Here is an 11,039-nt window from a genome sequence, read left to right as displayed (position 1 = left end):
CCACCATGAGCGAAACGACCGCCCAGCCGCCCAAATTCACCAACGCCCTCGCCAAGGAGCGCTCGCCCTATCTTTTGCAACATGCGCACAATCCCGTGAACTGGCTGCCGTGGGGCGAGGAGGCGTTTGCGAAAGCGAAGGCCGAGGACAAGCCGATCTTTCTCTCCTCCGGCTACTCGACCTGTCACTGGTGCCACGTGATGGAGCGCGAGTCGTTCGAGAACGAGGAGATCGCGAAGCAGATCAACGAAAACTTCATTCCGGTGAAGGTGGACCGCGAGGAGCGTCCCGATGTCGATCTGACTTACATGACCTATGTCCAGGCCGCCAGCGGCCACGGCGGCTGGCCGATGAGCGTCTTCCTCACGCCGGAGCTGAAGCCGTTTTATGGCGGCACGTATTATCCACCGGAGACCACGCCGGGGCGCATTGGTTTCAAATCACTGCTCACCGAGCTGACGAAGGTTTGGACGGAGGATCGCAAGGGGATCGAGGATCGCGCCAACCGATCCGTCGAGAAGCTGCAGGAGCACCTCGACAATGAAAACACTGCCGTCAGCGGCCTTGATCACGACAAGGTCATTCAGAAAGCCTACGACGACCTCTCCGGCAGCTTTGATTACCACGAAGGCGGTTTCGGCAGTGCGCCGAAGTTCCCACGTCCTTCCACGCTGAACCTGCTCATGCGCATTCATCGCATCCTTGCCGAGAAAAAAGGCGAGGATCGCTCCTCCGAGAGCGACTGGGCCATGGAGATGACCGTGAAGACACTGCGAGGCATGGCGAACGGCGGCATGCGCGACCACATTGGCGGCGGCTTTCATCGGTACAGCGTGGATGGCTACTGGCACATCCCGCACTACGAGAAGATGCTCTACGATCAGGGCCAGCTCCTCAGCGCCTATGCAGAAGGGTGGAAGCTAACGCAGAACGCGCTGTTTGAAGGCATCATCCGCAGCACCGTCGAGTATGCGAAGCGGGATCTGCGTCACAAAGACGGCGGCTTCTTCTCCGCCGAGGATGCCGACAGCCTCGCCACCGCCGATGCCGCGCACAAGACCGAAGGCGCGTTCTACGTCTGGAGAGCGGCCGAGATCGACGAAGTCCTCGGCAAAGAGAACGGCAACATCTTCCGCTATGCCTACGGCGCGCGTCGTGATGGCAACGCACGGCCTGAAAGCGATCCGCAGGGCGAACTCAAAGGCCTGAACACACTCTACCGTGCTGTCTCCTTCAAGAAGACTGGCGAGTTCTTCAAAAAGTCGCCGGAGGAAGTCAAAGCCATCATCGACGACGGCATGAAGAAGCTTTTTGAGGCACGCGGCAAGCGTCCGCGTCCGCATCTCGACGACAAAATCATCGCTGCGTGGAACGGACTCATGATTTCCGGTCTCGCACGTGCCGGTGCCGCGCTGGCCGACGAAGAAATGATCAAACTTGCCGCCGGTGCCGCGCAATTCCTCCACGACCAGCTTTGTGCCACGCCCGGCAAGGAGCTGCATCGTTCCTGGCGTGAAGGTCAGCGCGGCCCGAAGGCCTTTGCCATCGACTACGCCTGCCTCATTCACGGCATGCTCGATCTCTACGAGGCTGGATTCGACGTGAAATGGCTGCAATGGGCTGTCGCATTGCAAAGCGAGATGGACTCGCTGTTCCTCGACGCGAAAAACGGCGGCTACTACAGCGTCCACACCGACATGCCGAACACCGTCTTGCGCATCAAGGAGGACTACGACGGTGCCGAGCCCTCGCCGAACTCGCTCGCCGCTCTCAACCTCGGGCGGCTCAGCGCCTTGCTCGCGAAGGACAGCCACAAGCAACAGGCCGAAAAGATCTTCGCTCTCTTTGGCTCGACGCTGAAAGACAGCCCCTCCGCCGTGCCCGTGATGACCATGGCCTTCGATCTGCACCATCGCGGCAAGCAGCAAATCGTCCTCGCGGGTGATTCAATCACCCCCGAGTTCAAAACGCTCGCCAACCACCTCCGCCGCAAGTTCCTGCCCAACGCCGCCCTCCTCCACGCCGATGGCGGCGCAGGACAGCAATGGCTCGCCACGCACAACGAAGCCGTCGCCGGCATGAAACCCGTCGGCAACAAGCCCGCCGCCTACGTCTGCCAAAACTTCACCTGCCAGGCTCCCGTGACGACGGTGGAGGATTTGGAGAAGGTGCTCAAGGCTGCTTGATGCGCGGCGTCGGCTTCTCCACATGCCCGGCGTCGCGTTGCTCGGTGCCGCGGATTTCGCCATCACCGAGGGTTTGGCGGGCGGTTTGGGCGTAGGTTTGGAGGCGATTGACGATGTCGGGATGGGCGGCGGAGAGGTCGTGTTGCTCAGTGAGGTCGGTTTGGACGTTGTAGAGGGCGAGTTTTTGTGGGGCGGGCTTTTTGGCGGCTTTGCCGAGGCCGGTTTTGCCGTCGAGCGGGAGGTAGAGCTTCCAATCGCCCTCACGGACGGCTTGGAGCTGGGTGACGTTGTAGTAGTAGAAGCCGGTGCCGTCGTAGGGCGAGCGGGCGTTCTTTTCATCGAAGAGCAGCGGGCGGATGTCGCGGCCGTCGATGGGCTTTGTCGGTGCTTTGGAGCCGGTGATGGCGGCGAGTGTCGGCAGCAGGTCCATCATGGTGCAAAGCTGCGTGCAGGTGGTGCCTGCGGGCACTTTGCCGGGCCAGCGGGCGATGCAGGGCATGCGCTGGCCGCCTTCGCTGGTGCTGTAGCCCATGCCTTTGTAGGGCGCGTTGCTGCCCTGCGGCGGGTTGCGGTTCACGGCGCCGTTGTCGTTGGTCCAGATGACGAGGGTGTTGTCGTCGAGGTGGTTGTCTTTGAGGGCTTTGAGGATCTCGCCGGCGGACCAGTCGAGTTCTTCAATGGAATCGCCGTAAAGGCCGTTGGCGGATTTGCCGCGGAACTCGGGGCCGGGATAGCATTCTTTGCGGCTGCCGGGTCCGGCTTCGGGGAAGTAGAGGAAGAAGGGCTGCTCGCGATGCTCGCCGATGAATTTCACGGCGGCCTCGGTGAGGCGTTTGGTGAGTGTTTCGGCGGCGACGGGAGCGTCGATGACGAATTCGTCCTGCATGAGTGGCAGCGGCGGCCAGTTCTTCTCGGGGAATTTGTCGTGGACCATGTCCTCGCTGTAGGGAATGCCGAGGAAGGTATCGAAGCCGTTGCGGGTGGGTAGGAAGTTCGGTTGATCGCCGAGGTGCCATTTGCCGAAGCAGGCGGTGGCGTAGCCGTTTTGCTTCAACAACTCCGCCATCGTCTCCTCGCCCGGATGGATGCCGCGTGTGGCGACGGGCTGCAAAACCGCCGCGCCGATGGCGCTGATGTGCAGGCCGATGCGTCGTGGGTAGCAACCAGTCATGAGTGCGGCGCGACTCGGTGTACAGACGCCGCTGGCGGAGTAGAAGCTGGTGAACTTGCGCCCCTCCGCCGCCATGCGGTCGAGATTCGGCGTGCGATGCTTCGTTTGCGGATTGAAGCACGCGATGTCGCCATTGCCGAGGTTGTCGCAGAGGATGACGACGATGTTGGGGCGCGGCTCCGCCGCGAATGACGAAACCAGAATGAGGAAAGACGAAAGGAGGCAGGCGAGAGTTCCGAGTTTCATGCGTGGAGGCAAAACGCGGCTCCGTCTTGAAACTTGTGACCTGACTTGAAGCGAATCCTCAATCAGGGCTTCGGAATCTCCAGGTCTTTGCAGATCTTGTTCACAAGGAAGTCATTGATCTCACGATGCCGTGGAACGGCGGAGCTTTTTCGGGCGCGGCGGTTCACATAGACGCTGTGGTTCCCGCCTTCGCGCAAGAACTCGCACCCGTGCTCATGCAGGTGCTTGAGGAGGTCGCGGAGCTTCACGCAACGGCAAGGAGAAGGGTTTCACGAAACACCTCCTCGTTGCCGATTTCTTCTTCCGCGAGGATGCGGTTGGCCTCCATCACAAGCTCAATGGCCTCACGGAGGTTGGCACGGGTTTCTTCAAGCGTGGCTCCCTGGGTGTTGGCTCCGGGCAGTTCCTCCACGAAGCCAATGTAGCCCTCGGGCATCTTTTTGAAGACTTGGGTGAGTTTCATGGTTCGAGCTTAGCACCAACTTGAAACTTGGAACCTGAAACTTGAAACGATCCCGCGATCAGCAAATGCCGAGCGCCTTCGCCACCACGACGTCCGCGGTCGGAAGCTGGATCGCTTCGAGCGGCGGGCTGTAGATGGCGGGGGCGTCGAGGCTGCACACACGTTGCACGGGGGCGTCGAGTTCGTCGAAGATGCGCTCCTGGATCATGTAGGCGATCTGGGCACCGATGCCGCAGTAGGGCTTGTTTTCTTCGACGTAGATGGCGCGGTGCGTCTTGGCGACGGATTCGAGGATGGTGTCCTCATCGAGCGGGCGGATGGTGCGGAGATCGACGACCTCGGCGTTGATGCCGTGCTCTTCTTCGAGGATGCGGGCGGCTTCGAGGCAGGTGATGACGGCTTTGCCGTGGGCGATGAGGCTGATGTCGGAGCCCACGCGTTTCACATCGGCGAGGCCGAGCGGGATAAAGAGATCGCCACCGGGGATTTCGTCGTTGGAGGGGACGTCCCATTCTTCGCCGTAGAGTTTGGTGCTCTCCATGAACATCACCGGGTCGTTGTCACGGATGGCGGCCTTCATGAGGCCCTTGGCGTCGTAGGCGTTGCTGGGGCAGACGCACTTCATGCCGGGGAAGTTCGCCATGATGTTTTCCGGCGTGTGGGAATGGGTCGCGCCGACGCTGGTGCCGCCGTTGGCCGGACCGCGGATGACGATGGGGCAGTTGATCTTGCCGCCGGACATGTAGCGGACCATCGCGCCGTTGTTCACGATCTGGTCCCAGGCCACGGTGTAGAAGCTCCAAAACATGAGTTCCATCACCGGACGCACGCCGAGCATGCTGGCGCCGATGCCCATGCCGATGAAACCGGCCTCGCTGATGGGGGTGTCCACGAGGCGCTTGTCGCCCCATTTGTCCCAAAGGCCCTGGGTGACTTTGTAAGCGCCGTTGTATTGGGCGACTTCCTCCCCCATCACCACGACCATGGGGTCGCGGGCGATTTCTTCGTCGAGGGCTTCACGGATGGCGTCGCGGTAGGTGATTCGGCGGGGCATGGCAGGTTTTGAGGGGGCAGTTAGTCGGAGAGACCGGGGGCGGTGTCAAGCCGGGCGGCAGAAGGGCCTGCAATGCAGCAAACAGTCCAAAATCGACACAAAATGGCCGTCTCAGGGCGTTTTACTTAGCAAATCTTAACTTTTCCCAGAAATGATATTGACGAGGGCCTCAAAGTTTAGTTGAAGAGAGCCTGCAAATTCACCGCCTGTGCCACTTTCGCTCAGTTCACGCCCTGCTTCTGGCCGCAAACTTGCTCAAAAAAGACGAGCGAAGTGCGAATCTTCTTTTATACTCGACACCCCCTGCGTCCCGCCGGGGGCAAGGACTTTGCTCTTTGCTTCGTAATACCCTTATAGATTGATCAACATGGAACTCGACGGAGGCATCAAGATTTACCTGCGAGAGATCGGCAAGACTGACTTGCTGACTCCCGACCAGGAGGTCGAGCTTGCCGAACGCATCAAGCGTGGCGACCCCGAGGCCCGTTCGCACATGATCCGTGCGAACCTCCGCCTCGTCGTGAAGATCGCCCAAGATTACGCCAACTACGGTCTGCCACTTCTCGACCTTATTTCCGAAGGCAACATCGGCCTCATGAAGGCCGTGGAGCGCTTCGACCCAAACAAGGGCGGCAAACTCTCAACTTATGCCGCTTGGTGGATCAAACAGTCCATCAAGCGCGCCCTGGCCAACCAGTCCAAGACCATCCGTCTGCCCGTCCACATGGTGGACAAAATCAGCAAGATGCGCCGCGTCGCGATGGCGATGTCCGAGGAACTCGGCCGCGAACCGACCGACGACGAACTCTCCGAGGAAATCGGCATCGACCGCGCCAAGCTGAGCCAGCTCAAGGTCGCCTCGATGCGTCCGGCCTCGCTCGACGCGCCGATCAGCGACGACGACAGCACCGAGTTCGGTGAAATCGTCGGCGACGAAAACGCCCAGACGCCTTTCGAGCTGCTCTCGCACAAGAACATGCACGGCCAGCTCGATGGTCTGCTCACCGTTCTCGACGAACGCGAACGCAAGATCATCGACGCCCGCTTCGGCCTCGCCGGTCAAAAGCCGCGCACGCTGGAAGAAGTCGGCCAGGAGTTTGGCGTCACACGCGAACGTATCCGCCAGCTTCAAAACATCGCGCTGCGCAAGCTGCGCCGTGCCCTGCAGAAGAAGGAAGACCCGATTCCGAAGGCTTTGCGCAACGCCGGCGGCAAGAAGAAGAAAAAGAAGGCCGCCGCCGAAGCCGCTGAGGAGTAGTCTTTTCCAAAGAATCACACAAAGCCGGAGTCGCGAGACTCCGGCTTTTGTTTTTCATGAACATGATTGCCATGCGCCAGATCACCATCGCCATCCTTCTCATCTGTGCGGCTTCATGCTCCACGGTGTACAAGGCGCCATGGGAGGAAATCACCACCACCGACACGAGTAGCACGCCGAGTTTGGTCGGACGCTGGAAATCAGACACCGTACCTGTCGGCTACTGGATCGTGGACCGGCATGCGGACGGTCGTTATGCCAAAAAAGAGTACCTGGCCTATGACTTCGACAAACCTCATGAGGTTGTGCTGGTCTGGGGAAGATGGGAGCTGGAGGGAAATCTCTACCGATATACCATCGAAGGCACCAACTCGGATTTCTTGAAGCGTTTCGTGGGCAAGCCAAACCAGAAGACGGTGAAGCAATTGACCCACGATCAGGTCATCTTTGAAGGAAGAGAAGGAGACCGCGAGGAAAGGCGTGTTTCCATCACTGCACAGTTGTCGCAACTGAAGCTGCCAGTCCCGAAAAACAGCAAATACGGCTGGTTCCCAAGCAAGCATGGAATCATCACGCCGAAAACAAGGGGAGCCCCATTCTGGATTGATGAGAACCCACTTGCTGGCACGAACGTTCAGTGAACAGGCGGCTTCGCTGGCAAAAACTGCACCGCGTCCGCAATCACGACTTTGTCCGCTTCCGTTCCGTCATTCGACACACGCACCCAGCCCTTGCGTCCGGCTTCAAATCGAAACGTGCCCAGCGTGCGGAACAAACGTCCATGCTCCGCCTCCTGCTGTTGGTTGATGCGCGTCTTCGTCTCGCCATCCGCATGATGAACCGTCACCGGCGTCTTCGTCGAGCGACGCACATTGTAGCAATGCGCCAGCCGCACCTCATACCAGCCGGCCTTTGGCAGATCGGGTGTGAAAGTCACCGATTTGGCTCCCTTGCCCGCCTTCATGTCATGCAGGTAGCCAAGGCCGACGTACGGGGGCGTGTGAGTCGAGTACTCCCACTCGCCGACGAGTTCCGCTCTCGTTTCATCGACCACGATGCCGGGCAGCGACTTCGTATCCGTCTCGCAAAACTTCACCATTTCCGGCCGGTCCACTTCACCCGGCGCATGCTTGTTGGGAAGCGCCTGCGGATGTGGTTTCAGAGCCTCTGAGGCCAGGGATGCCCCGAGAAACAAAAGAGCAATGCCAGGAAAGCGTGTGGTCATGCCAAGCCGGATGCAGCGAACCCCAATCACTTATTCCCAGCCTTCGCCTTGGCCGCTTTTTTCCGGGCCTCCATCAGCTTCTTCAAATCCTCTGCTCGCTTCGCATTCTGGGCCTCAACGCTGTTTGGATTGGCCGAATCGGTGATCATCGGGAAGTCATCGGTCCGGAAGGGCGTGACGGGCAGGCCTTCGGCGGAATAAACGTTGCAAATCGGATTGTCAGCCCACGCATAACGCACGGCGAGAGGCTTTGGCACGGCAGGGCTGCTGACTTCGATCTGGTTGGTACCTTTCTTCGAGCCGCCGATGATGCTGGCCTTCGCCCACACCCATTTCCTGTCCTCGCCGCAGATCGCAAAGCCCTGCGGCTCGTCAATATCGACGGTGCGCAGTCCGTTTGGCGCGAAATCGAAGGTCAGCAGCGCTTTGCCGCCGTCGAACTTCACGTCCTTCAGTTCGGGGCTGCGATAAACCAGCTTCTGGCCGTAGTCGTTGACCAAAGCCCAGCGGGCGAGGCGCTCGGCCACGTCGCGCTTGTTCTTGGGATGAATGTCATTCGCCTCGCCGAGGTCGGTGATGACGCACTGGCCGGTGTGCGGCAGCTTTTTCATCGTGAGAGTTTGTGCCTCACGCAATTCAGCCCAGTCGCTGTCGCCGGGTTCGGTCTGATAGGGCTTGTAGTCGGCAAGCTGCACCCAGTAAAACGGGAAATCACCCTGCTGCCATTCTTTGCGCCAATGCTCAATCATGAAGGGGAAGAGATCGCGATATTCCTTTGCACGGCTGGCATTCGACTCGCCCTGATACCAGATCGCGCCCTTGATGCCGTAGCCGATCGTCGGATGCAACACGCCTGCGTAGAGATTGCCGGGGCGATGCTGGCCGGTCAGCGGATTCTGCGGCGCACGCGGCGGATTGGCCGGCACTGGCTTTCCCGCCTTGAGGGCTTCTTTCCGAGCCAAGGCCCAGGCATCGACTTTGGCTTTATGGTCGGCGACCTGCTTGTCGAAAGCCGCCTGCGTGAAGGTGGCCTCGGTTTGCTTCCACTTCGCGATGATGGAGGCAAAGCGAGGGTCTTTCTCCAGTAGATCACGCTTCACCCACGCTTCGCAGGCGCTGCCACCCCAGGCGTTGTCGATGAGCCCGACCGGCACGCCGAGCATTTCATGAAGCACCCGGCCGAAATGATAACCCACCGCCGTAAACTGCCCGACATTCGCCGGGCTGCACTCTTCCCACTGGCCTTTGAAGTCGTCTTGAATCTCCTGCGTGCCGACCTGCGGCACCGAAATGATGTGAATCAGCGGATGTTTCGCCTGCGCGATGTCCAAATCGGCGTCCCAGGTGCTGCCGACATTGAAACCCATGTTCGACTGGCCGGAGCAGACCCACACCTCGCCCACGAGCACGTTTTTCAGTTCGCGCGTGCTGCTGCCCTTGATCGTGATAGTCGCCGGTGTCGCGTTCGCGGGCACCGCGTCGAGTTTCACGGTCCATTTGCCCTTCGCATCGGCTTTGGCGGTCTTGGTTTGACCCGCGAAGGTCACAGTCACCTCCGTGCCCGGCGCATCCCAGCCCCAGACCGGGTTCGCCTGTTTCTGCTGCAGCACCATGTTGTCGCCGATGATGGCCGGGAGTTTCAATTCCGCGTGAGCGGCAAGCGAGAGACTGGCGAGTAGGAGGCAGAGGGAACGCATGGTGGGAGAAAAGTTGGGCGGTTGGAACGCGGCGCAGGCACTGTTCATTGCAGATGGAGCAAGGTTTGTGCTGCGAACCGCCACAACCGTGTGCTAGCGTTCCGCCGTGATTCGTTTTGTCTTCGCCGCCGCGCTTCTACTGACTCTCGCCTCCTGCGGGAAATCGCGTCCGCGTGCGGATCTTGTGTTCATCAATGGCGCGGAGCCGGAGAGCATCGATCCCGCGATTGTGACCGACCAAGTGGGCATGCGCATCGCCTCGGCGTTGTTTGAGGGCCTGTGCCGCATCGACGAGGCCGGCAGACCGCAGCCCGGCATGGCAGAACGCTGGGACATCTCTCCGGACCGCAAAATCTACACCTTCCATCTGCGTCCGAACGCGACCTGGAGCGACGGCGTGCCGCTGACGATGCATGATTTCGTTTATTCGTGGCATCGTGTGCTCGATCCGAACTTCGGCGCCGACTACGCCAGCCAGCTCTACGTGATCAAAAACGCCCGCGATTTTCACGAGGGCAAACTGACAGACTTCACGCAGGTCGGTGTCACCGCGCTGGATGATCACACGCTTCGAGTCGAGCTCGAAAATCCAACTCCCTACTTCATCGACCTCTGCGCCTTCACCGCTTTTCAACCGGTGCCAAGGCGCGTCGTTGAAAAGCATGGCACCGCCTGGATCAAGCCGGGCGTTTTGATCGGTAACGGCTCATACACGCTCGAAGACTGGCTGCTGGACGACCGCATCGTGCTGCGCCGCAACGAACGCTACTGGGACGCCGCGAATGTGCCGATGCGCGTCATCGAAGTGCTGCCGATTTCCGAGCCGAACACCGCGATCAATTACTTTCTCACCGGCCAGGCTGATCTCATCATGGACAAAGGCATGGTGCCCACGTCGCTTACCGCGAAGCTCAAGCAGCAGCCCTACTTCCACACCGGTCCGTTCCTCGGCAGCTACTTCACACGCTTCAACGTGCATCGCGCCCCATTTGACAATCCCAAGATTCGTCTCGCCTTCTCCCTGGCGATCGATCGCCATCGCGTGACTGAAAAAATCACCCAGCTCGGCGAGCGCAACGCCTACAGCCTCACCCCGCCGGGAGCAGGCCAGGACTACCAACCCCCGCCCGGCCCCACGTTTGACCCCAAACGCGCGCAACAGCTTCTTGCCGAAGCCGGTTATCCCGGCGGCAAAGGCTTCCCGCGTGTCGAATACCTCTACTTTCCAAAGCCTGTCGAGCGCAACATCGCCGTCGAGCTGCAGGCCATGTGGAAGGAGCATCTCGGCATCAGCGTCGATCTCGTGAAGCAGGAATGGAAGATCTACCTCGCCTCGATGAAGGAAAAGAACTACCACCTCTGCCGCAGCAGTTGGGTGGGCGACTACAACGACCCCGGCACTTTCCTGGAGATGTTTCTCTCCAGCAGCGGCAACAACCGCACCGGCTGGAGCAACGCGAAATACGACGAGCTCATCGCCGCCGCCGCCAGAGAACCCGATTTGAACCGGCGCAAAACGATCTTCCAGCAGGCGGAGAAGCTCCTCGTCACCGACGACTGTGTCATCCTGCCGATCTACCATTACGTCGGCGTCCAGTTCTACCACGCCGACCGCCTCGCCGGCGTGCAGCCGAACATGATCGACGATCATCCCTTCCGCTGCATGCGGTGGAAAAAGTAGCCTTCTTGCGTGCAATAAAGTCCGAGCCGGTTGTGCAACAGCCGGGCTTTTTCGCACA

10 protein-coding genes are annotated in these 11,039 nt (G+C 60.1%); 4 read left to right on the top strand and 6 right to left on the bottom strand.

What is annotated here, in order from left to right; translation table 11 throughout:
• Positions 1–5 precede the first annotated feature (5 nt).
• On the top strand, positions 6–2,186 hold the full coding sequence (locus ACILSE_RS12375) for a thioredoxin domain-containing protein (RefSeq protein WP_395717709.1): 2,181 nt from the start codon (positions 6–8) through the stop codon (positions 2,184–2,186).
• Here ACILSE_RS12375 and ACILSE_RS12370 read toward each other — a convergent pair.
• The 4 genes from ACILSE_RS12370 to ACILSE_RS12355 all read right to left on the bottom strand — a co-directional run bounded on the left by ACILSE_RS12370 (position 2,173) and on the right by ACILSE_RS12355 (position 5,120).
• Positions 2,173–3,603: a sulfatase gene (locus ACILSE_RS12370; protein ID WP_395717708.1), complete on the bottom strand. Its 1,431-nt coding sequence runs from the start codon at positions 3,601–3,603 to the stop codon at positions 2,173–2,175. The genes ACILSE_RS12375 and ACILSE_RS12370 overlap by 14 nt on opposite strands.
• A 62-nt stretch (positions 3,604–3,665) precedes the next feature.
• The gene (locus tag ACILSE_RS12365) at positions 3,666–3,851 is read right to left on the bottom strand and encodes a type II toxin-antitoxin system HicA family toxin (RefSeq protein ID WP_395717707.1); all 186 of its coding nucleotides are present in this window, start codon (positions 3,849–3,851) and stop codon (positions 3,666–3,668) included.
• A complete protein-coding gene (locus ACILSE_RS12360; protein ID WP_395717706.1) occupies positions 3,848–4,066 on the bottom strand; it encodes a type II toxin-antitoxin system HicB family antitoxin in 219 nt (72 codons plus the stop codon). The genes ACILSE_RS12365 and ACILSE_RS12360 overlap by 4 nt, the downstream gene beginning before the upstream one ends.
• Before the next feature lie 58 nt (positions 4,067–4,124).
• Positions 4,125–5,120: an alpha-ketoacid dehydrogenase subunit beta gene (locus tag ACILSE_RS12355; protein WP_395717705.1), complete on the bottom strand. Its 996-nt coding sequence runs from the start codon at positions 5,118–5,120 to the stop codon at positions 4,125–4,127.
• Between the two features lie 367 nt (positions 5,121–5,487).
• Here ACILSE_RS12355 and ACILSE_RS12350 point away from each other — a divergent pair, with 367 nt between their 5' ends.
• Positions 5,488–6,378, top strand: a complete 891-nt coding sequence (locus tag ACILSE_RS12350) for an RNA polymerase sigma factor RpoD/SigA (protein ID WP_395717704.1) — start codon at positions 5,488–5,490, stop codon at positions 6,376–6,378.
• A 56-nt stretch (positions 6,379–6,434) separates the two neighbouring features.
• Positions 6,435–7,019 carry a hypothetical protein gene (locus tag ACILSE_RS12345; RefSeq protein WP_395717703.1) on the top strand — a complete coding sequence of 195 codons (585 nt, stop codon included), beginning with the start codon at positions 6,435–6,437 and terminating at the stop codon, positions 7,017–7,019.
• On the opposite strand, the gene ACILSE_RS12340 is transcribed toward ACILSE_RS12345, so the two are convergent.
• Together ACILSE_RS12340 and ACILSE_RS12335 are read right to left on the bottom strand one after the other, a co-directional pair.
• On the bottom strand, positions 7,013–7,603 hold the full coding sequence (locus ACILSE_RS12340) for a xanthan lyase (RefSeq protein WP_395717702.1): 591 nt from the start codon (positions 7,601–7,603) through the stop codon (positions 7,013–7,015). The genes ACILSE_RS12345 and ACILSE_RS12340 overlap by 7 nt on opposite strands.
• 26 nt (positions 7,604–7,629) lie before the next feature.
• The gene (locus ACILSE_RS12335; RefSeq protein ID WP_395717701.1) at positions 7,630–9,300 is read right to left on the bottom strand and encodes a sialate O-acetylesterase; all 1,671 of its coding nucleotides are present in this window, start codon (positions 9,298–9,300) and stop codon (positions 7,630–7,632) included.
• 106 nt (positions 9,301–9,406) lie between these two features.
• Here ACILSE_RS12335 and ACILSE_RS12330 point away from each other — a divergent pair, with 106 nt between their 5' ends.
• On the top strand, positions 9,407–10,981 hold the full coding sequence (locus tag ACILSE_RS12330; protein ID WP_395717700.1) for a peptide ABC transporter substrate-binding protein: 1,575 nt from the start codon (positions 9,407–9,409) through the stop codon (positions 10,979–10,981).
• Positions 10,982–11,039: the final 58 nt, after the last annotated feature.

Source organism: Prosthecobacter sp. (genome assembly GCF_044236155.1).
Taxonomy (GTDB): Bacteria; Verrucomicrobiota; Verrucomicrobiia; order Verrucomicrobiales; family Verrucomicrobiaceae; genus Prosthecobacter.
Note: the sequence above shows the minus strand (reverse complement) of the source record. Positions and strands in the feature narration are given on the sequence as shown.